The organism is Exiguobacterium sp. (assembly GCF_020832205.1).
Taxonomy (GTDB): domain Bacteria; phylum Bacillota; class Bacilli; order Exiguobacteriales; family Exiguobacteriaceae; genus Exiguobacterium.
Map to the genome: position 1 here is coordinate 19,452 of NZ_JAFIFD010000043.1, position 19,507 is coordinate 38,958.

23 protein-coding genes and 1 pseudogene are annotated in these 19,507 nt (G+C 55.9%); 3 read left to right on the top strand and 21 right to left on the bottom strand.

Annotated features, from left to right (window positions below):
• Positions 1-69: 69 nt before the first annotated feature.
• From csrA to JJU47_RS11790, 10 genes are all read right to left on the bottom strand, one after another.
• A complete protein-coding gene (gene csrA, locus JJU47_RS11745) occupies positions 70-297 on the bottom strand; it encodes a carbon storage regulator CsrA (RefSeq protein WP_228619622.1) in 228 nt (75 codons plus the stop codon).
• Positions 297-734: a flagellar assembly protein FliW gene (gene fliW / locus JJU47_RS11750; protein ID WP_228619624.1), complete on the bottom strand. Its 438-nt coding sequence runs from the start codon at positions 732-734 to the stop codon at positions 297-299. Before fliW ends, csrA begins: the two co-directional genes overlap by 1 nt.
• 15 nt (positions 735-749) lie before the next feature.
• A complete protein-coding gene (locus tag JJU47_RS11755; protein WP_228619627.1) occupies positions 750-1,325 on the bottom strand; it encodes a DUF6470 family protein in 576 nt (191 codons plus the stop codon).
• Positions 1,326-1,331: 6 nt separating this feature from the next.
• A complete protein-coding gene (gene flgL / locus JJU47_RS11760; RefSeq protein WP_228619629.1) occupies positions 1,332-2,261 on the bottom strand; it encodes a flagellar hook-associated protein FlgL in 930 nt (309 codons plus the stop codon).
• Positions 2,262-2,267: 6 nt separating this feature from the next.
• Complete coding sequence (gene flgK / locus JJU47_RS11765) at positions 2,268-3,758, bottom strand: flagellar hook-associated protein FlgK (RefSeq protein ID WP_228619631.1); 1,491 nt, start codon at positions 3,756-3,758, stop codon at positions 2,268-2,270.
• A 12-nt stretch (positions 3,759-3,770) separates the two neighbouring features.
• Positions 3,771-4,127 (bottom strand): flagellar export chaperone FlgN, encoded by a 357-nt coding sequence (locus JJU47_RS11770; RefSeq protein WP_228619634.1) that lies wholly within the window; start codon positions 4,125-4,127, stop codon positions 3,771-3,773.
• Positions 4,128-4,238: 111 nt separating this feature from the next.
• Positions 4,239-4,490: a flagellar biosynthesis anti-sigma factor FlgM gene (locus JJU47_RS11775; RefSeq protein ID WP_228619637.1), complete on the bottom strand. Its 252-nt coding sequence runs from the start codon at positions 4,488-4,490 to the stop codon at positions 4,239-4,241.
• Between the two features lie 23 nt (positions 4,491-4,513).
• Positions 4,514-4,858, bottom strand: coding sequence for a flagellar protein (locus JJU47_RS11780; RefSeq protein WP_228619640.1), 345 nt, complete (start codon positions 4,856-4,858; stop codon positions 4,514-4,516).
• A gap of 58 nt (positions 4,859-4,916) precedes the next feature.
• Positions 4,917-5,585: a ComF family protein gene (locus tag JJU47_RS11785; RefSeq protein WP_228619643.1), complete on the bottom strand. Its 669-nt coding sequence runs from the start codon at positions 5,583-5,585 to the stop codon at positions 4,917-4,919.
• Complete coding sequence (locus tag JJU47_RS11790; RefSeq protein WP_228619646.1) at positions 5,582-6,733, bottom strand: helicase-related protein; 1,152 nt, start codon at positions 6,731-6,733, stop codon at positions 5,582-5,584. The genes JJU47_RS11785 and JJU47_RS11790 overlap by 4 nt, the downstream gene beginning before the upstream one ends.
• A 182-nt stretch (positions 6,734-6,915) precedes the next feature.
• On the opposite strand from JJU47_RS11790, the gene JJU47_RS11795 reads away from it, so the two are divergent.
• The gene (locus tag JJU47_RS11795; protein WP_228619649.1) at positions 6,916-7,269 is read left to right on the top strand and encodes a hypothetical protein; all 354 of its coding nucleotides are present in this window, start codon (positions 6,916-6,918) and stop codon (positions 7,267-7,269) included.
• Between the two features lie 60 nt (positions 7,270-7,329).
• On the opposite strand, the gene treC is transcribed toward JJU47_RS11795, so the two are convergent.
• The 6 genes from treC to JJU47_RS14710 form a co-directional block, all read right to left on the bottom strand.
• Positions 7,330-8,967 (bottom strand): alpha,alpha-phosphotrehalase, encoded by a 1,638-nt coding sequence (treC, locus tag JJU47_RS11800; RefSeq protein WP_228619654.1) that lies wholly within the window; start codon positions 8,965-8,967, stop codon positions 7,330-7,332.
• Between the two features lie 77 nt (positions 8,968-9,044).
• The gene (treP, locus tag JJU47_RS11805) at positions 9,045-10,493 is read right to left on the bottom strand and encodes a PTS system trehalose-specific EIIBC component (RefSeq protein WP_228619656.1); all 1,449 of its coding nucleotides are present in this window, start codon (positions 10,491-10,493) and stop codon (positions 9,045-9,047) included.
• A gap of 203 nt (positions 10,494-10,696) precedes the next feature.
• Positions 10,697-11,362, bottom strand: a complete 666-nt coding sequence (gene treR / locus JJU47_RS11810; protein ID WP_300997915.1) for a trehalose operon repressor — start codon at positions 11,360-11,362, stop codon at positions 10,697-10,699.
• A 92-nt stretch (positions 11,363-11,454) separates the two neighbouring features.
• Positions 11,455-12,303: a DegV family protein gene (locus JJU47_RS11815; RefSeq protein ID WP_228619661.1), complete on the bottom strand. Its 849-nt coding sequence runs from the start codon at positions 12,301-12,303 to the stop codon at positions 11,455-11,457.
• Between the two features lie 95 nt (positions 12,304-12,398).
• Positions 12,399-13,091 (bottom strand): response regulator transcription factor, encoded by a 693-nt coding sequence (locus tag JJU47_RS11820; protein ID WP_228619663.1) that lies wholly within the window; start codon positions 13,089-13,091, stop codon positions 12,399-12,401.
• Between the two features lie 27 nt (positions 13,092-13,118).
• Positions 13,119-14,243: a sensor histidine kinase gene (locus tag JJU47_RS14710; RefSeq protein ID WP_228619666.1), complete on the bottom strand. Its 1,125-nt coding sequence runs from the start codon at positions 14,241-14,243 to the stop codon at positions 13,119-13,121.
• A 172-nt stretch (positions 14,244-14,415) separates the two neighbouring features.
• Here JJU47_RS14710 and JJU47_RS11830 point away from each other — a divergent pair, with 172 nt between their 5' ends.
• Both JJU47_RS11830 and JJU47_RS11835 read left to right on the top strand, forming a co-directional pair.
• Positions 14,416-15,057: a YigZ family protein gene (locus JJU47_RS11830; RefSeq protein WP_228619669.1), complete on the top strand. Its 642-nt coding sequence runs from the start codon at positions 14,416-14,418 to the stop codon at positions 15,055-15,057.
• A 41-nt stretch (positions 15,058-15,098) separates the two neighbouring features.
• Positions 15,099-16,115, top strand: a complete 1,017-nt coding sequence (locus JJU47_RS11835; protein ID WP_228619673.1) for an LCP family protein — start codon at positions 15,099-15,101, stop codon at positions 16,113-16,115.
• A 39-nt stretch (positions 16,116-16,154) separates the two neighbouring features.
• On the opposite strand, the gene JJU47_RS11840 is transcribed toward JJU47_RS11835, so the two are convergent.
• The 5 genes and pseudogenes from JJU47_RS11840 to JJU47_RS11860 form a co-directional block, all read right to left on the bottom strand.
• The gene (locus JJU47_RS11840) at positions 16,155-17,213 is read right to left on the bottom strand and encodes a glycosyltransferase family 4 protein (RefSeq protein WP_228619676.1); all 1,059 of its coding nucleotides are present in this window, start codon (positions 17,211-17,213) and stop codon (positions 16,155-16,157) included.
• A 124-nt stretch (positions 17,214-17,337) separates the two neighbouring features.
• Positions 17,338-17,754: a Rok-like winged helix domain-containing protein gene (locus JJU47_RS11845; protein WP_228619678.1), complete on the bottom strand. Its 417-nt coding sequence runs from the start codon at positions 17,752-17,754 to the stop codon at positions 17,338-17,340.
• 217 nt (positions 17,755-17,971) lie between these two features.
• On the bottom strand, positions 17,972-18,637 hold the full coding sequence (gene pgmB, locus JJU47_RS11850) for a beta-phosphoglucomutase (RefSeq protein WP_228619680.1): 666 nt from the start codon (positions 18,635-18,637) through the stop codon (positions 17,972-17,974).
• 199 nt (positions 18,638-18,836) lie between these two features.
• Entirely contained in the window at positions 18,837-19,172 is a 336-nt protein-coding gene (locus JJU47_RS11855; RefSeq protein ID WP_228619682.1) for an Asp23/Gls24 family envelope stress response protein, read from the bottom strand.
• A 74-nt stretch (positions 19,173-19,246) separates the two neighbouring features.
• Positions 19,247-19,507: pseudogene (locus JJU47_RS11860) on the bottom strand (OpgC domain-containing protein); the annotation flags it as partial.

A 19,507-nucleotide genomic window follows, 5' to 3' on the forward strand; every position in this document is an offset into this window, starting at 1 on the left:
CTATCGTATCGTAACCGTATGACCGATGTCACCCCGTACAAAAAATCTTGACGCTAAAAAGCCGAAAGCTCACGCTTCCGACTTGTTTTGCATCATCTGTCGCATCAAGTTGGCACTGTCCCGGGCCGACTCGTTCTCGGTTTGCATTTGGACGTACACTTCGTGGCGGTGGATGTCGATATGGCGCGGGGCGTCAATGCCGAGCTTCACTTGGTCGCCTTCGATTGCGAGCACCGTCAGCGTCACATCGTCGCCGATATGAATCGCCTCGCCTTGTTTTCGTTTCAATACGAGCATCAGCGCACCTCCGCTGTCTGGCCGCCGAGCGGGTAACGGGCCGGGTAGGCGTCATCTAGGATGACTTGCTTGCCGCGGCGCTCGTTCGTCTCGATGACGATCGGGGCCTTCAAGTTGAGCGTCGACGTATCGAACGGCTCGCGGAGCGTGACGATGGCGTACACGGAGACGTGTTCGGCCTCATCGATGCCGAGCTGGTCTTTCGCCCCGTCCGTCAACTCGAACGCGTAATCCGGCTTGTGCCAGAACGGGTTCGTCACGACGAAAGCGCACGCCTTGTCCTCGAGCGACTGGAGCGACCAGAACGGGAGCTCATCGCCATACGGGATTAAGACGAAAGTCTTCGAGTCCGGGAAGCCCGGGATCTCGCTGACGAACGAGATCGTCTCTTCTTCTTTTACTTCGATCTTGCCAAAATAATCTGTCTCAATGAACATGGATTGTCCTCACTTTCAACGCGTCTCATCATACATGCCACCGACCGGCCACATCTCGAGCGACGCCTGTTGACGGAGCGAAATGTCCGTCGTCCACGGCGTGAACGAGATGTCGGTCGGGGTGAGCGATACATCAATCTGGGCCGGTATCACGTTCCACTCGATTTTGACATCCGCCGGCGTATACGTCAACTTGACGCGGTCGATCGACTTCGGCATGAAGTCGAGGTCCGCGATCGGGTACGGGTCGTTCACTTTGCTCGCGGCGATGCGCGGGATCGGGTTGCCGTTCTCAATGCGCATGAGCTGGTCGCCTTCGCTTGCGGCCATGCTCGTCGCCTCGCGCGCGCCTTGTTCCCCGAGCTGCCCGAAATGGCGGCCGAGTTCGAGCGCGCCTTTCAAGTTGCTCTCGCTCCTAGCGACCGACGAGTCGACCTCGAGCGTGCCTGGCGTCGTTCGTTGCGTCATCTCGGCCTTGCCTTGGGTCATCGATACGTCGGCCCGGCCTTGTCTCATCTCGAGCACGGGTCGGTTCGACGTCATCTGGATCGCGGCGAACGTCTGCCGCATCTCAAGTCTCGCGAGATTCATCGGCGCTTACCGGAGGAAATCGAGGAGCGTCGGCTGGATGATGCGGGCGCCGGCCGACAATGCGGCCCGGTGCACGGTCTCGTGGGATTTGAGCTCCATGATGACGCGCTCGATGTCGATGTCTTCGTTGTTTGACATGATCGTCTTCGCGATGATCTCGTGGTCTTGCAGACGGTTGTCGACGAGCTCCAACCGGTTCGCGCGCGCCCCGAGCTCGGCCCGTTCCGTGATCAAGCCTTGACCGAGTTTGTCGAGCGTCGCAAGTTCCGCTGACAAGTCCGCCCCGCCCGACGTCTCGTCGCCAAGGAGGCGGCTCAAGTTGCGGAGCCCTTCGAACAAGTCACGTCCGAAGATCGTCTCCGGCTGCATGTTCACTTGCATCTTGATGCCTTTTGACACTTCGAACTCGATCTTCCCGCTATTGGCCGGGACACCACCTGTGTAAATCGAATCGACGTCTAGCGCCGGGTCGGCGAGGAACGCCTTCAGCGCCGTCATGTCGACGAGTGGCGCGTCCGTCTTCGTGCCGTTATAGATGTACTTCTCGCCCGACTTCGAGTTGGCGAGCGAGCCGATATGTTCGACGAGCTGGTCGATCTCACTCTTGATGATGGCGCGTTGCGACGCCTCGTACGTGTCGTTCGCCGCTTGCGTCGTCAGTTCACGGATCCGTTTGACGGCTTCCGTCACTTCGCTCAGCGTCGAGTCGGTCAAGTCCATCCAGCTCGTCGCCTCGCTGACGTTGCGGCGGAACTGGTCGACTTCGCGCACCTCGGTCCGATAGCGGATGCCTTGCATCGCGACGACCGGGTCCTCAGAGGCGCGTTGGATCCGCTTCCCGCTGATGAGTTGTTCCTGCACTTTCGCGAGCGTGTTATAGCTTGAAGACAAGTGCTTCAAGTTCGTCTGTGTGAGCATCGTTTGTGTGACACGCATCAGTCATTACCTCCCTACGATTCCCATACCGTTGATGATTTTGTCGAGCATCTCGTCGACGGCGGTGATGTTCCGTGCCGCCGCGTTGTAGGCGTGCTGGTACTGGATCATCATCGTCATCTCCTCATCGAGCGACACGGCGCTCACCGCCATGCGGCGCTGGTCTGAGCTCGCCATGAGGGCGAACGTGCTCTTGGCGAGGCGTCCGCTCTGGTCGGCGGCGACGGCCATGTTGCCGATGACGTTTTGATAATATTTGCCGATCGACGTGTCGGTCGTGACCGATCCGTTGAAGGCGAGCGCTTTCGACTTCAAGTCGGCGAGCGCGAGCGCACCGCTGCCGTCCCCGATGTTGCCGTCTTTTGAGGCGGCGATCAAATCAAGGTTTTTCATGATCGTATCGCTCACTTTGATTGTCGCGGCACTGTCGACGTTCGCGAAGAAGTCGTTCGTCCCGTCCAAGCCTTTGGCGTCCTTGTTCTCACCATGCGCCGTGTTGAACGCCGAGGCGAACTGTTTCGCCATCTCGTCCAAGTCTTTGAGCATCGTCGTGAAGGCGCCATCCGCAGCTTCTGGACCATCGACCGAACCGTACATCTCGACGAGCGCTTTCCACTTCCCGTTCGGCATGTCGGCGTGCGTCAAATCGGTGACCGTATCGGCCGCGTCCGTCATCTTCAAGTTATCGAACTTGCCGGTGCCCCCTGAGATACCGTCAACGAGCGTCACGTCTTGTCCGTTGATCGTGACGCGGATGTCAAGGCGACCTTCGGCGACGCGTTGCGAGTTGCCGCGCGTCTCACCGTTCAAGTAATCGACCGGGACGCGTTTGAAGTCCATGTACTGGGCGAGCTCGTCCATGTAGCGGTCGCGCTCGTCGTACAGCTCGTTCGGCAACACGCCGAGCGGTTCGGCGTCACCGATTTGACGGTTGACGTTCGCGATCTTCGTCATAAGGTCATTGACTTTCTTCACGACGACGTCCGCTTCCGACTTCAAGTCATCTTGGACTTTCGTCAAAGAAGACGACATGTAGTTGAACGTCTCCGTGAGCGTCATCGCCCGTTGGCGTACGACACTGCGGGCACCGGTGTCATCCGGATTGACCGACAAGTCTTGGAGCGACGCCCAGAACAAGTCGAGCGATTTGGCGAGGCCGTTCTCTGACGGCTCGTTGATGATGTCTTCCATCCGGCCGAACGCCGCTTGTTTCGTCGCGTAAAACGCGTTCTTAACCGACTCGTCCCGGTACTGCTGGTCGATCATCAAGTCGCGGATGCGGGCGAGCGTTTCGCCGCGGACCCCGGTCCCGAACTGTCCGGCTTTCGTCCCGCCAAAGTTGACGCTCAGCTGCTCGGTCATGCCGATCGTCAGGCGTTGGCGCGAGTAGCCCGGATTGGAGGCGTTGGCGACGTTGTTGCCGGTCGCCTGGAGCGCCCATTGGTGCGTCGACAGGCTGCGGCGTGCCGTCTCTAATCCCATAAATGTTGAACCCATGAATCTTCCCCCTTATACGTCGCGGCTGAACGAGCGCGTCTCGAACGCTTGTTGGCCGTAAGTGAAGTCGTCTGCCTCTGGCATGAGCATGTCGAGATGCCAGTTGATGTAGTTCAGTGACTGCTCGAGCAAGGCGGCGTTCAATTCGTTCTGCCGTTTCAGTTCGAACAGCACCGGTCGTAGCGCTTCTTTCTCTTCATCGTCCAAAACGAGCAAACCTTGAAGCCGTTCCGCTTCTTTTTGTGTAATTTGGCGAATGAGTTTCGCTTCTTCTTTGACGAGCGCGCTGAAAGCGGGCATGTCGCCTTGGACGAGCTGGCGTTCCTTCTCGTAGGCGAGTTCGAGTAAACGTGTATGTAATGTGAGCATAAGTCTCTCCTTTTTCCAAAAAAAGAGCCGACTAAAAAAGGGGTTCCCTTGTCTAGTCAGCTTCCGTGCCGTGTTATCCATGCGAAGGCCTCAAGCGGACCTCGCTTCCATTCATCCTTGTAGAAAGCGTTTGGCGATGTCGCGCGCGTCCCGTGAATACGTCCCTGCGTCGATTTCGGCCTTCAAGGCGTTGATCTTCTCGAGACGATCCGGATGTTTCACCGGTTCTTCAAACCGGGCGCGGGCTTCCGCCGATATCGATATTCGGTCCGTTTGGCGTGTTGGCTCGGGCTTCGTCTCGGCTTGCGTTTTCTTCTCATAAGTGTTCGGTAAATGTACCCACTTGGCAGAATCGATGCGCATGCGTGTCCCCCCTCTTCATGATGTTAGTCCAAACGATAAGCGCGAGCGCTTGATTTCGTGACACTGGCTTGCAAATGTTGAAGTTCCTGCTGCAAGTCGTTCTGGCAGCTGGCACATACTTTGCCTGCGTTCGTCGGTTTCCCGCAACGGACGCAACTGATGGCAAGTGCCGGATTGTCCTTGATGATCAAACGTCCTTCATGGATGTATCGCGTGATATCAAGTTCGGAGACGCCTGTCGCTTCGACGAGGGCCCCGATCGTTGTCTGTTTGTTGGCTGGTTCGCGGATGAAGTCGCGCACTTTCAAGAAGTTTTGAAAATCGACCTCACTGCAAGACGGACAGTATGGCGAGCGGCCCTGTTTCATGAACAAGCGCCCGCACTTTTGACAAGTTGTAGCTTCCAATGTCATTCACCTCTGCCCTTTATATCGGACGCGTTTTTGATTTGTTTAGCGCCCGGAACAAGCAAACCGCAGAAACTTCTTCATAACCAGCTCTCTTGAGCGTGAACGCCGCCTGGTGAAGCGTCGTCCCCGTCGTATAGACGTCGTCGACGAGAACGATTTTCTCACACCGGGCTGTCTTATGTATAGCGAACGGGTTTGGACGGTGTCGCCTTTGTTCTTTCCCAAGTTCACGCTGACTTGAAACCTCCGCTTTTGACAAAAGTTGGTGCGTCGGTCCGATTCCTCGAGCGAGCACGTCCGCCTGATTGAAGCGTCGCGTCAAAAGCCGCTCCTCGCTAAGCGGGATCGGCACGTATTTGACGCCCGGTTCGCGCGTCCGTTTGAGCCCATCGGCAACGTGACCGATCAGTGCGACGTCACCGCTGAACTTGAAGCGATGGAGCCAATTCGTACCTGCCTCGTCGTAAACGTAGAGACAACGGACCGTCAAATCGAGACCAAGCGCGAGCCAGCGGACGCAGTCGTCACACGTCCGTCCGTCTTCAGTCGGATGGCCGCAACGGGAACAGCCTTGCTCGAGCGGGGTCAACATCGTTGCACAGTACGGGCAGACCCAGTCGCGTTTCAAAAGTGTCGCCGGACTCCACGGCACCTTCATCGGTTTACGGCAGACGAGACAGTTCATCGGCGGTTCGCCTGTTTGATCGCTTTGATGGCCCGGTCTTGCCGGAACGTCCGCTCGTTGTAGAAAAACACGACGTCTCCTGTCGGCGCATCCGGTTTCCGTCCGGCTCGGCCCGCCATCTGGATGAGCCCGCGCGACGTGAAGAGCACGTGTTCACTGTCGAGGACGGCGACGTCAACCCCGCGCACCGTCATGCCGCGCTCCCAAATCGATGTTGCGAGTACGATCCCGTTCGTCGTCTCGAGCCATTCGAGCACATCCGTCCGTTCGTTCGTGTCGGCCGAGACGGCCTTACAGGTGAATCCGTTCGCTTCGAGCCATTCCCCGTACCGGACGAGGTCGGCTTTCGTCGGCACGAACAACAGCCGGGGCGTCTCCCGTCGGCAAAACGTGATGACTGCCTCGTCTGTCTGTTTGACGAGCGTCGGGACGGGCAAGTCGTGCCCGTGATAGCGGCGTGACAAGTGTATAGTCGGGAACTGGCGTTGCCAGACGGTCGGTGTCGCCGTCACGAACAAGAAGACCCCTCTCCCCGCGCGTCGGATCGTCTGCCAGAGCGCCATGTTGAAGGCGAACGGGAACGCGTCCGACTCATCGACGAGCACGTAGTCGAAGACGTGCTTTAAATTCAACAGGAGCGGCGCCGTCGCGACGGTGATCATGTCGATTGTGTCTTTGTCCCCGCCCCCGTAACGCCGCGTGATCGGGACAGAGAAGGCGTGCTCCAATCGCTCGGCCCATTCGATGGCGACGTCGCGCCGCGGTGAGACGATGAGCACGCGCTTCCCTTCATTGACGACGCGCTCGATGACCGGGAACGCCATCTCGGTCTTCCCGGCGCCGCAGACGGCGTGGACGAGCCCGCTCGTTTGAGATTTCCACCAGATGAGCAATTGCCGGCTGACGTGCTTCTGGTCGGCCAATAACTCAAACGGCATGACGAGATTGGTCGATTCGACCGGTGTCGTCGAATCCTCTTCCCCGAGAAAGTCGCACTGACAGAGACGACCAAGATGAAGACAGTTCCGGCAATAACGGCACGCACCGTGGTGGCACATGAACGAGCGGGTGTCCGCACTAAGACAGCGTTGACAAATACCGAAGCGGATAGCAGGTATACCAATGTCGCGGATGACGATTTGTCCCAATACAATCAGTCCTTTTTGACTAAAGGTATCATGTGAGAAGTTTTCGGACATGAGGTGTTATCTGCATGTAGCGTCACCACTCCCGTACAGAACCTGAGCCATTTGAGACTTACGCCCGAGGCGAACGGTTCACTATCTCTTATTTAATAAGAGTAGCCCAATAATTGGAAAGTAGGTGTCCGATGCACAAACGACCACTTCATAACGTCTTGACCATACTCGGAATGATGGTCGTGTTCTGTCTCGGTTGGTGGGTGTGGTATGTGTTCAACGGCAGCGAGGCGGCCGAACAGCGAGCCGTTCGATCAGCCACAACATATGTCGACACAACGTATCCCGAGATGGAACTCGTTGTAACCGACGTGACGTACTTATCACTATACGATGCGAAATATTACGTATTGTTCGCGCCCCCGTCCCATATCGAAGCTGAGTTGTGGGTGCGCGTCACTCGAGCCGGAGACGTCGTGGACGACAATTTCGGGGATGCCATGAACGTCTCGCGGTCATTGGACCGACGTGACGCCTTCGACTAACACCTATAATCAAAAAAACTCGTCAGACGAAATCGTCTGGCGAGTTTTTCTCGTTATGTGTCATGCGTTCCGCTTGTAGAACATGATCGCCTCGTACGCCCGGAGCGACAGCGTCGTCCCGTCGAGTTGCGGCACGTCGTAGTTGTGACTGACAACATCGGCCCGCGTGAAGCCTTCCGGAATCTCATGCGTCGTCTCAGGGCCGTAGAAGTTCGCGACGACGAGCACTTCCTCTTCGTCCGTCTTCCGCGTGTACGCCCAGACGTCAAGCGCGTCCGGCGTCAGGAGCGTATAGTCCCCGTCCGTCAACACGTCGAGCTCTTTTCGGAGTGAGATCAAGTTCTTGTAGTGGTAGAACACCGAGTTCGGGTCGTCAAGCGCCGTCTCGACGTTCACTTCCTTGTAATTCGGCGCCACGTTGATCCACGGCGTCCCGCTCGTGAAACCGGCATGCGGCGTCGCGTCCCACTGCATCGGCGTCCGCGAGTTATCGCGCGACTTCTGCTTGATGGCGGCCATCATATCCTCGTGCGACACGCCCTGTTCGCGCTTCAACTTGTAGATGTTGAGCGTCTCGATGTCACGGTACTCGTCGAGCGAGTCGAAGCCCGGGTTCGTCATGCCGATCTCCTCGCCTTGATAGATATACGGCGTCCCTTGCAGGCCGTGGAGCACCGTCGCGAGCATCTTCGCGCTCTCGACGCGGTGGTCGGTGTCATTGCCGAAGCGGCTGACGACGCGCGGCTGGTCATGGTTGCACCAGAAGATGGCGTTCCAACCCTTGCCGTGCATCCCTTCTTGCCACGTCGACATGATGTCTTTCAACTGGACAAAGTCGAACGGGGCGGCGACGAACTTCTCGCCGTTCGGATAGTCGACTTTCAAGTGATGGAAGCTGAACGTCATGCTGAGCTCTTGCTCGTCCGGGTTCGAGTAGCGGACGCAGTGGTCAAGCGTCGTCGACGACATCTCGCCGACCGTGATGACGTCGTGCCCTTCGAACACTTCACGGTTCATCTCTTTCAAGAATTCATGGATGCGCGGCCCGTCGGTGTAGAACTTGCGTCCGTCCGAATCGTCTTCCGGGAAGTCTTGTTGTTTCGAGATCAAGTTGATGACGTCAAGGCGGAACCCTTTAATGCCTTTCTCGCGCCAGAAGCGCATCATCTCATAGACGTCCTCGCGCATCTGTTCGTTCTCCCAGTTGAGGTCGGCTTGCGTCTCGTCGAACAAGTGGAGGAAATACTGGCCGCTCTTCTCGTCGTACTTCCAGGCGTTGCCGCCGAACTTCGACTCCCAGTTCGTCGGCTCGTCGCACCAAATGTAATAGTCGCGGTAGCGCTCGTCTCCGGCGAGCGATTTTTGGAACCACTCGTGCTCGGTCGAGGAGTGGTTGACGACGATGTCCATCATGAGCCCGATGCCGCGCGCCTCGGCCTCGCGGATGAGCTCATCCAAGTCATCCATCGTCCCGTACGATGGGTCGATGGCGTAATAGTCGCTCACGTCATAGCCGTTGTCGTTTTGCGGCGACTTGTATACCGGCGTCATCCAGATGTACTCGATGCCGAGCTCGGCCAAGTAGTCGAGCTTCGCGGTCACCCCTTTGATGGATCCGGTGGCGTTGCCTTCCGGGCTGTAGAAACTTTTCGGGTAAATTTGATAGACGACGGATTTGCGCCAGTTTGTTTGTGTCATGTGTGTAGTCTCCTTTTGTAAGAGTTTTCATTCCAATCGAAAAGAGGGACGAACTGCCGTCCCTCCCTCCCGAGTCATCATGCTACTTTGTTCTGTTCGATCTCACCTTTCTTCATGTAACGCTTCGATAAGACGAGCGTCAAGACGAACGGGACGACGATCGCTATGACCATCCCGACGATGAAGAGAAGGATTTTGTCCGTGAAGATCGAGAGGAAACCAGGGAGTCCCCCGACACCGATTCCGATCGCTTGGACGTTATTGAGCGTGATGAAGATGGCGGCTGTTGCCGATCCGATCATCGCCGAGTAGAACGGGAACTTGTTCGGCAAGTTGACCCCGAACATGGCCGGCTCGGTGATCCCGAAGTAAGCGGAGATCGCCGACGTCGACGCCATACTCTTTTGTTTCGCGTTGTGCTTGTAAACGACGAACATCGCGAGTGCGGCCGAACCTTGGGCGATGTTCGACAAGGCGATCATCGGCCAGATGAACGTACCACCCGTCTCGGCGACGAGCTGCAAGTCGATGGCGATGAACAAATGGTGCATCCCCGTGACGACGAGCGGTGCATAGAACAATCCGAACAGGAGCGCCCCGACGACCGGGATCGCTTCGAACACGTTGACGAGGCTCATCGCGATGATGTTACCGAGACCACGCGTGACAGGACCAACGATCGCGAGCGCGAGGAAGCCGGTGACGACGATGGCCGTGATCGGCACGACGAGAAGCTGGATCGCGTTCGGCACATGTTTCTTCAAGAAGATCTCAATATGGCTCAAGATGAAGGCCGCAGCCAAAATCGGCAGGATTTGACCTTGATAGCCGACTTTCTCGATCTCGAACAAGCCGAGGATGTCGAACGTCGGGACGTCGCCTTCAAGCGCCGCTTGACCGTAACCCCAGGCGTTCAAGAGGTCCGGGTGGACGAGCAAGAGACCCATGACGATCCCGAGCACTTCGCTGCCGCCGAACCGTTTCGTCGCCGACCAACCGACGAGTGCCGGCAGGAAGACGAACGCCGTGTTCGCCATCATGTTAATGAGGTCCCACAGCCCTTGCAAGTTCGGATACGCCTCGATGAGCGTCGCGTCGTCGACGAACAAGCCTTCCGACGCGAGCAAGTTGTTGATCCCCATCAATAGACCGGCGACGATGATGGCCGGAATGATTGGCATGAAGACGTCCGAGAACACTTTGACGAGTTTTTGCAGCGGGTTCATCTTTTTGCCGCCGGCCGATTTGACCTCGGCGACCGTCGCCGCCTCAAGTCCGGCGAGCTTGATGAACTCGGCGTAGACGCGTTCGACGTCCCCCGCCCCGATGACGACTTGATACACACCCGAGTTCTCGAATGCGCCTTTGACGAGATCGGCTTCTTTCACTTTCGCCTCGTCGACTTTCGATTGGTCTTTCAGTGAGAGACGGAGCCGCGTGACACAGTGCGCCGCCTTGTCGACGTTATCCTTGCCCCCGATGGCTTCGAGGATATCCGCCGCGATTTGACGATAATCTGCCTTCATAATGTAGGCCTCCTTTGTTTGAAAGCGTTTGTTGAATACGGTTACATATGATTACAAACAAAGTTTAACTTATATAGACGAGTCGTGTCAACAACTTATCTATATAAGTTATCGTGACAAACGTGTGACAGGCGTTCATTCATTTTGTTCCCTCTCGTGTCGATTCGAAACGACAAAAAAAGACCCTTCCCGAAGAAAGAGCCTTAGCGGCGGGCCACGTCACTGAACTGGAACTTGTCGAGCCGGTGACGGGACTCCGTATATTCGAACTGCCGTCCTTCATACAAGAACGTGTCGTTCGTGATGACGATGACGTATTCGTAGTCGTGCAAGTCGAGCCGCATCCGGTCGAGCGCCGTCACGTCCTCGGCGGCGATCTTCCGTTTGGCGTAGCTGATCTGGAGCCCGAGTTCGCGCTCGACGTACTCATAAATCGAACGCTCGGCGATCTGTTTCGTCAAGCCGGGTACGAGGTCTTTGACGAAGTAGTTGACGTCCAAGATGACGTTCTCGCCGTCAAAGTTACGCACCCGCTCGACGCGGTACATCGCTGTCCCCGGCTTGAGGTCCATCCGTTCGGCGAGCCAAGGCGGCGCCTCGATCTCTTCGAACGACGCCACGGTCGTCTGGATCGAGCGGCCGAGCATGCTCGCGTACACTTCGGAGAAGCTGACGATGCCGTTGAACTGGAACTCGATTTGCTCACGGCGCAAGACGAAGACGCCTTTGCCGTGATGTTTCCGGACGTAGCCGTGCTCTTGAAGCAGATCGAGCGCCTTGCGGACCGTACCGCGGCTCGCCTCGTACGTATGCATGAGCTCGGTCTCCGACGGCAGCTTCGACTCTGCTTCGAGGACACCGTTTCGCATCTGTTCAGCGAGCTGTTCGTAGATTTGTCGATATTTGGCCACGCGCCTTCTCTCCTTTCATCGAAAAAGACGACCGCTCGGCCGTCTTTTTGTTACCAGTTGCGGCGATACCACGTGATGCCGATCGCACCCGGTCCGAGATGTGTCCCGATGACCGGTCCGAAATGGCTCCCCGAGATGTGCGCCTGCGGATACTTCGCTTTCATTGAGGCGATCTCTTCGGCTTGCCGTTCCGGGCAGTTGGCGTGAATGATGCCGATACAATACCCTTCACCGTCACCCGTGATCGACTCTTCCATCATCTCTTCGATGCGACGCACCGCTTTCTTGTACGTCCGGATTTTCTCGAACGGGACGATGAGCCGGTCCTGGAAATGAAGCACCGGTTTAATCTGAAGGAACGAACCGACGAGCGCCTGGGCCGCGCTCAGCCGTCCGCCGCGCTGCAAGTGGTCGAGGTCGTCGACGACGAAATAAGCACGGACCGAGGCGCGGACTTTCTCCAAGTGCGCCATGATCTCTTGAGCCGAGGCACCGGCGTCCCGAAGCTTGACCGCTTCTTCGACGAGGAACGCTTGCGGCATGCATGAGATTTCTGAATCGAACGCGTGGACGTTGACGTCGACCATGTCGTTCAAGGCGATCATCGACTGGTACGTCCCGCTGATCCCGCTCGAGAGGGTGATGGCGATGACGTCGGTCACTTCGTTCGGGAGCTGTTCGATCAGTTCGACCGTCTCCCCGATGCTCGGTTGTGACGTCGTCGGCAAGTTCCCTGCCTCGATACGGCTATAGAACGCCTCAGTCGAGATGTCGACGGCTTCGCGGAAAGACTCCCCGTCAAAGATCACGCTGAGCGGCGCGACGTGCACCTCGTGCGCTTCACAAAATTCGGCCGGCAAATAGGCGGTACTGTCGGTCAAAATAGCTATGTTTCCCATTCTATATCCTCACTTTACATCGTTTCATTTTTCCAATTATGTTAGGATTCCATTCCATATTGTAACACAAAAACGAGGCAAAGCATCGGTCATGGTCAAATCTCGACCCATCCGCGGCGAATCGCGTCGACGACGGCTTGCGTCCGGTCGTTCACGTCCATTTTACGAAGGACAGACGAGACGTGGTTTTTGACCGTCTTCTCACTGATGAACAGCATGTCGCTAATGTCGCGGTTCGAGCGTCCGTCGGCGAGCAAGTGGAGCACTTCGACTTCGCGGCGTGACAACAGCTGGTAGACAGGATCGTCCGTCCGGTTCTCGACGTTGCGGCCGGCATGCTCTTCTTTGATTTGAAGGAGACGGCGATATTCTTTAAGTACGTTCGTCGTCACTTTCGGATGCAAGTACGCCCCGTCTTTGGCGACTGAACGGACGGCCGAGATGAGCTCGGTCGATGCGACTTCTTTGAGCAAGAAGCCAGACGCGCCCGCTTCAAGCGCGTGCGTGATGTACGACTCGTCGTCATGGATCGACAATATGAGGACGCGCGTGTCCGGCGAGAGGAGCGACAACTGTTTCGTCGCCTCGATTCCGTTCAAGTCCGGCATGTTGATGTCGAGAATCAAAATCTCTGGATTATGTTCGTTCGCGATACGGATCGCATCGAGCCCGGTGCGCCCTTCGGCGACGACGTGAAATTCGTCCTCTAAATCAAAAATCCGTTTCAAGCCTTCGCGAAACAGCTCGTGGTCATCGACGATTGCGATGCGTGTCTGTGTCAGTTCCATTTTATGATTCCCCCTTGGTTCTTTCCGTTACGTGATTGGAATCGACATGCGGACGACTGTCCCTTTGCCGACTTCCGAATCGATGGTGATACTGCCGTTCACGAGCTCGATCCGTTCGCGCATCCCTACGATGCCGAACGACTCTTCCCCGATCGTGCTCGGGACGAAGCCGATGCCGTGGTCGCGCACGTGGATATGGATCGCGTCGTGCGCTTGTTCGACGTTGACGATGATCTCTGGCGTCTTCGAATGCTTGATCGCGTTTTGGACGGCCTCTTGAACGAGGCGGAACACGTTGATCTCAAGCTTCTCCGGGAGACGCGCTCGGTTGCCGCGATAGTTGAGCCGCGTCTTGATCGTCGTGTACTCTTCCGTCTGATGAAGGTAACGCTCGAGCGTCGGCAAGAAACCGAGGTCGTCGAGTGACATCGGGCGGAGGTCATAGATGAGCCGCCGCACATCGACGAGAGCACCGCGGATGAGCCGTTTCAACTCGTGCAGTTCAGCGAACGCTTCGTCCTTGCCGCGTTTGTCGAACGTCTTCTCGATCAAGTCGGCCCGAATCAAAATATGAGCAAGCGATTGCGCCGGTCCGTCGTGCATCTCACGGGCGAGGTGGCGCCGCTCGCGCTCGGCCGCCTCGAAGACGCTGATTGCCATCTCCTGCTTTTTCATCATGTCCGAATACTCTTGCTGCAAGTCGTCCCTTAAGAAGTTCAAGACGACGGACACCCGGCTGACGAGCTTCTCGGCCCGTTCGATCGTGTCCTCGAGGACGAGCAGTCTGCGCTCGAGGTCGTTTCGACGCTGCTGGGCGTTCATCTCTTCTTTTTGAACGAGAAAACGTTCGAGCTGCATTTGGTTCGCCCGCTCGTAGGCGTCTCGAATCTCTTGTTCGCTATGTATATGAAACTTCTTGCTCACTTGGACGAGCTTATTCTTTGCCGCTTTCACGAGCAAGTCGAGCCGGTCCGATTCTGTAATATAAAACTCGATTTTTTCCGTCAAATCTTTCAACTCGTTTTGAATCAACGAATACTCGTTGGCCGAACTCTCGGTTATCCGGACGATCTCCTCTTTACTTTCCGTCACCGTATCAATCATATTTGTTATGATATGTTCTAAAGCTGTACGATCGGTAATATGATTCACGATGCCATCCCCTAATACGTCGGTAGTTAGTCCTCGTTTCTATTATCGTCTCAAAAAGCGAATGTTACAGTGTCACATAGAGGTCTCCTTAGCAAAATTCGCCAAGAGAGGCGTGATCGCCTACTTGAATTCTAAAAAAAATATTCAAAAATAGAAAGGAGAATTTTCAGAAATGTCTGCTGAACCAAATTATACTATAAAACAAGATGGAGAATACGAGGTCGTCATTCAAAAATCAAAATTCATCGCTTACTTCAAACGGGTCGAGACGGAAGAAAAGGCGCAAGCTTTCATTCAAGCGATCAAAAAAGCGAATTGGAGCGCCAACCATAACTGTTCAGCCTACATCATTGGAGAACGGAACGAGCACCAGAAAGCGAACGATGACGGCGAGCCGAGCGGCACGGCCGGCATGCCGATGCTCGAAGTGTTGCGAAAACGACAGTTGAAAGACACGGTCGTCGTCGTCACCCGTTACTTCGGCGGCATCAAACTGGGTGGCGGCGGACTCATTCGGGCCTACGGCGGCACGGTGAGCGAAGGGCTCGATGCGGTCGGCATCGTCGAACGTGTGCCAATGCAACGCTTGACGCTCGCGGTCGATTACGGTTGGATTGGGAAAGTCGAGAACGAGCTGCGTCAATCGGACTATCTCCTCGACGACATCGTCTATGCCGAAGACGTCACGTTCCACATCTCCGTCCCGGTCGAGGCGACCGAGACCGCACTCGCCTGGCTCATCGACCTGACGAACGGACAAGGGGGACTCGAGACCCAGGACATCCGTATCATCGAACGTGATTTTGTGCGGTAGGTCACGTATACTAAAAGAAACGACTGAAATGAGGAGAAGACATGGAACAACGCCCTCGCAAGAAACGTCCCCCGTGGAAAGCCATCATCATCGCCCTCGGCATCGTCCTCGCCCTCGGCGGTGCGGCGTTCGGCTACTTCGTCTTCAAGGCGAACGAGACGGCCGAGAACGCGAACGACGAGCTCAACCGCGGCGACAAATCCGACCGGCGTGACGACACGGTCGACTTGACGAAAGATCACTTCTCCGTCCTCTTGGCCGGTGTCGATGGCGGAGCCTCGCTTGAAGAAGGACGGACCGACTCCCTCATGGTGGCGACGTTCAACAAGGAATCTCGCCAAGTCACACTCGTCAGCATCCCGCGCGACTCGTATGTCGACATCGTCACGACGGACGGCGAGTTCAAGGACAAGATCAACCACGCCTACTCGTACGGCGGCATCGACACGACGATCGCCACGGTCGAGAACTTGTTCGACATCCCGATCGACTACTACGCGACGATCAACTTCGACGGGATCGAAGACCTCGTCGATGCGGTCGGCGGTATCGAAGTCGACGTCTTGATCCCGATCTCGGGGCGGGCGACGGGGAACGTCGAGCTCGAACCGGGCGTCCAGACGCTAAACGGCAAAGAAGCGCTCGCCTACGCCCGGATGCGCAAAGACGACCCCGAGGGTGACGTCGGCCGGGCGAAACGCCAGCAACAAGTGCTCGAGGCGATCATCAACGAGGCGACGACGATCAACTCGTTTACGAAGCTGAACCGGATCATGAATGCCGTCGGCAACAACATCCGGACGAACATGTCGCTCTCCGAGGCGTCCCAGCTCCAGCCGTATACGAAGTCGCTCCGCTCGTTCAACCAAGAGACGTTGAAAGGCGACGACTTGACGATCGGCGGCGTTTACTACTACGAGATCGACGAGGCGGACCTTGAAGACAAGCAAGCGCTCCTCAAAACCGAGCTCGGACTTCCCTTCACGGCCGGGACCGACCGTGACTCGGAAGAAGAGTCGGACGTCGACGACGGACTGAGTGAGACGACGACCTATTAAAAAATGACCACAGACATCATGTCTGTGGTCATTTTTGCGTCAATCCGACGCGTTCGTCCGGCCAAGCAGGCGCCGCGCCATCTGGATAATTGGTTTATAGTTCGGGTGGATCAGTTCCGTCGACTCGACGATCAGTTCGATGACGATCAAGACGATGACGAACGTGATGATCGCACCAATCGTAGTCGTCTTTGCGAACAAAATCGAGGCGATGCCGAAGAAGAACGTCATCCCGTACATGAGCAGGACAGCTTGCCGCGTCGTGAACCCCATGTCGATCAACTGGTGGTGCATATGCGACTTGTCGGGCGACATCGGCGGCCGCCCTTGGACGAGCCGGCGGACGATCGCAAAGATCGTGTCCGAGATCGGCAGGCCGAGCAACAATACCGGCACGACGAGCGAGAACAACGTCACGTTCTTGAACCCGATGAGCGAGAACACGGCGAGCATATAACCGAGAAAGAGCGCCCCGGTGTCCCCCATGAAAATCTTCGCCGGATAGAAATTGTGGACGAGGAAACCGAGCGTGCTCGCGAGGAGCAACAAGGCCATCATCGTCAAATAGACGTTTCCTTGGATGATTGCGAGAAGCGCGATTGTCCCGAGGGCGATACTCGACACCCCGGCGGCGAGACCGTCAAGGCCATCAATCAAGTTGATCGCGTTCGTGATGCCGATCAGCCAAAGCACGGTCACCGGAATGCTCCATGAGCCAAGATACAGCTGTTGGTCAAACGGCAAATTGATCATCTCGATGCGCATGCCGGAATGGAGCACGACGACGGTCGCAATCATCTGGCCCATCAGCTTGACGCGGGCCGACAGTTGGAACCGGTCGTCGATGAGGCCGGTTAAGATGATGACGACGGCACCGATCAAGATGGCGTCATTGTAACGGCTCGCTGGCAAAAGGAGCGCATAACCAATCAAAAACGCGATGAAGATGGCGAGGCCGCCGATTCGTGGCATCGGACGTACATGTACTTTTCGGGCGTTCGGGTGATCAACCGCTCCGATTAAATACGCAAACCGGCGCACGAGCGGCGTGATCAAGATGGCCATCACAAAACTGACCAACATGGCAATCCATAGCATGGGCCCACAGTTCCTCTCTCAATAAAAATAGACTCTGGCGAATTATAGCATATTTCCCGTCACCGAAATCGTATCAGAAATATTACAGCCAAGAAAGCCCGACGAACGATTCGTCGGGCTAACGTCATGCGTGCGCTGGTTCCGTCGGGGCTGTCTCAGCTGTTTCTTCATATGTATAGAGGCCTCGGCCGATTTTCTTGACTTCCGGATTGACCGACTCGATTTTCACCATCAGTTGGTAGATGTTACTTATATGGTGCCGGTAACGAAGTTCGAGTTCCATCTGGATGTCGCGGACGCTCATCGTTTTCCGTTCTTTCAATAAGTCCGTCACTTGATGGACGTACACCTCAAGCGGATAACGTTGGTTGACACGACGTGGGCGCAATCGTTTTGTCGCATCTGTCATGACGAATCCCTCTCCGTTCTCCCGGCTGAGCTCCGAAATCAAATACTCGGCCCGTCGCTGCAATTGACGGTAAGACTCCTCGATTTCCATCAGTTCCCGATAGATGTGTTCATTGACGTTTGTATTTCCCACTCACAAATCCCCCTTCTACATCCCATTAAAACCCTTGATTCCCTATTTAAAATTAAGAATTTCTAATTATTCCTTATTTCCATATAAAAGTGTAACGTATTTGTAACGTATTTGTCATCTTATATTAAGGTAATTCTTTCACTCGGGACTTTATACCTAAAATAAAGACGGCGACTGTTCGGGGCAGTCGCCGTCTCACGGAAGATGATTGTAGTCTTTACGCTCCGACGCGTTCGAGGATGCGTCCAAGCGAGAGTTCGTCGGTCGAAGAAACGATGAGGTCTGCATGACCGAGCATCGACTCTTCCCCGACGGCGACAGCAAACATGTTTGCCGCTTTGATCGCAGTCACGCCTGCGGCTGCGTCTTCGACGCCGATGGCATGTTCGGGTTTCACGCCAAGAGCTGAGGCAGCCTTCAAAAACACTTCGGGATGTGGTTTTGAGTCGGCGACAGTTGCTGCATCGACAATGTGGTCGAAGTAATGACGGACGCCAAGTGCGTCAACGACCGCGAATGCGTTTTTTGAAGCGGACGCCATCCCGATTTTGAGACCAGCCTCTTTAATTTCATCGAGGAATGAAACGATGCCCGGGAGCAAATCGTCAGAAGAGATATGTTGAATGAGTTCAACGTAATGCTCGTTCTTCTTGTTCGCGAGTTCCGCTTTTTCAGCCGGTGTGAAGTCAGACTGTCTCCCGCCGAGCGCGAGGATGCGTTCGAGCGAGTCGGTGCGACTCACGCCTTTGAGCGTCTCATTGAACTCACGGTCAAATGGAATGCCGAGCTCTTCCCCGAGTTGTTTCCAAGCGAGGTAATGGTACTCCGCGGTGTCGGTGATGACACCGTCCAAATCGAAAATGACTGCTTCAATCGTTGACATACATGCTTTCCGCCTTTCCTTCAAATGTTTCTGTCGTCAGACTACATTTAGGGAACTTGACAAGTACCCGCTGCTCGTTGGTCATCGATGCAAACGGTTGCACTTGTTCGATTTCTATTATATCGGATATCGCCTTATCTATGCAACCGCTTTCGCAGAAAAAATTAAAAAGAGGAGCGCATCGCCCCTCTTCGACTGCTTACAATTGGATACCGACCACTTTCACGTTGACGGCGAGCGGTGTCATCGCGAGCATCGTGTCCATGTCTTGCGTGATGCGCTCTTGGACGGCCGTGATCGTCTTGATGATCGACTGTCCGTATGCGACGAATACCGCCAACTGGATGACGACGCCTTCTTCGGTCTCCTCGACTTTCACGTGCTTCATGAGCGCGCGCTCCGACAATTTCGTGTCTTCTTGCGTGAACGAGACGTGCTTCGTCTCTTTCACCGCGACGGCGGCGATCATTTCGACGACGTGGCGTGAGACGTTGACGTCTCCTTCAGTACTGTTCATTCCATTTCCGTATGGCATGGTGTCACTTCCTTAGCTCTAGTTTCGTTACCCTAGTTTAAAGTGTAGCGGAAAACACGCGTTTAGAAAAGGGTTTACGCCTTTGTCGCCCGTTCGTCTTGGACTTTGCGGACATCGATCTCGACGAGCGGTCGCAAAAGCCGGACGACGGGCGGGCTGATGATGAGAAGGACGATCGCGAACGCCACCCCGAACAAGACGAGGAGCTGGAGCCATGACGTCGGCATGAACGCCGCCGGCACGAACGCTTTCCACGCGACGACGAGGAAGACGTGTACCAAGTAGACGTACAGGCTATACTTGCCGGCTCTCGTGAACACCGGCAGCTCACGGCC

Excerpts from the sequence above, each read along its gene's own strand:
- csrA (WP_228619622.1), bottom strand. The coding sequence starts at position 297 with ATGCTCGTATTGAAACGAAAACAAGGCGAGGCGATTCATATCGGCGAC.
- fliW (WP_228619624.1), bottom strand. The coding sequence starts at position 734 with ATGTTCATTGAGACAGATTATTTTGGCAAGATCGAAGTAAAAGAAGAA.
- JJU47_RS11755 (WP_228619627.1), bottom strand. The coding sequence starts at position 1,325 with ATGAATCTCGCGAGACTTGAGATGCGGCAGACGTTCGCCGCGATCCAG.
- flgL (WP_228619629.1), bottom strand. The coding sequence starts at position 2,261 with ATGCGTGTCACACAAACGATGCTCACACAGACGAACTTGAAGCACTTG.
- flgK (WP_228619631.1), bottom strand. The coding sequence starts at position 3,758 with ATGGGTTCAACATTTATGGGATTAGAGACGGCACGCCGCAGCCTGTCG.
- JJU47_RS11770 (WP_228619634.1), bottom strand. The coding sequence starts at position 4,127 with ATGCTCACATTACATACACGTTTACTCGAACTCGCCTACGAGAAGGAA.
- JJU47_RS11775 (WP_228619637.1), bottom strand. The coding sequence starts at position 4,490 with ATGCGCATCGATTCTGCCAAGTGGGTACATTTACCGAACACTTATGAG.
- JJU47_RS11780 (WP_228619640.1), bottom strand. The coding sequence starts at position 4,858 with ATGAAACAGGGCCGCTCGCCATACTGTCCGTCTTGCAGTGAGGTCGAT.
- JJU47_RS11785 (WP_228619643.1), bottom strand. The coding sequence starts at position 5,585 with ATGAACTGTCTCGTCTGCCGTAAACCGATGAAGGTGCCGTGGAGTCCG.
- JJU47_RS11795 (WP_228619649.1), top strand. The coding sequence starts at position 6,916 with ATGCACAAACGACCACTTCATAACGTCTTGACCATACTCGGAATGATG.
- treC (WP_228619654.1), bottom strand. The coding sequence starts at position 8,967 with ATGACACAAACAAACTGGCGCAAATCCGTCGTCTATCAAATTTACCCG.
- treP (WP_228619656.1), bottom strand. The coding sequence starts at position 10,493 with ATGAAGGCAGATTATCGTCAAATCGCGGCGGATATCCTCGAAGCCATC.
- treR (WP_300997915.1), bottom strand. The coding sequence starts at position 11,362 with ATGCGAAACGGTGTCCTCGAAGCAGAGTCGAAGCTGCCGTCGGAGACC.
- JJU47_RS11815 (WP_228619661.1), bottom strand. The coding sequence starts at position 12,303 with ATGGGAAACATAGCTATTTTGACCGACAGTACCGCCTATTTGCCGGCC.
- JJU47_RS11820 (WP_228619663.1), bottom strand. The coding sequence starts at position 13,091 with ATGGAACTGACACAGACACGCATCGCAATCGTCGATGACCACGAGCTG.
- JJU47_RS11830 (WP_228619669.1), top strand. The coding sequence starts at position 14,416 with ATGTCTGCTGAACCAAATTATACTATAAAACAAGATGGAGAATACGAG.
- JJU47_RS11835 (WP_228619673.1), top strand. The coding sequence starts at position 15,099 with ATGGAACAACGCCCTCGCAAGAAACGTCCCCCGTGGAAAGCCATCATC.
- JJU47_RS11840 (WP_228619676.1), bottom strand. The coding sequence starts at position 17,213 with ATGCTATGGATTGCCATGTTGGTCAGTTTTGTGATGGCCATCTTGATC.
- pgmB (WP_228619680.1), bottom strand. The coding sequence starts at position 18,637 with ATGTCAACGATTGAAGCAGTCATTTTCGATTTGGACGGTGTCATCACC.
- JJU47_RS11855 (WP_228619682.1), bottom strand. The coding sequence starts at position 19,172 with ATGCCATACGGAAATGGAATGAACAGTACTGAAGGAGACGTCAACGTC.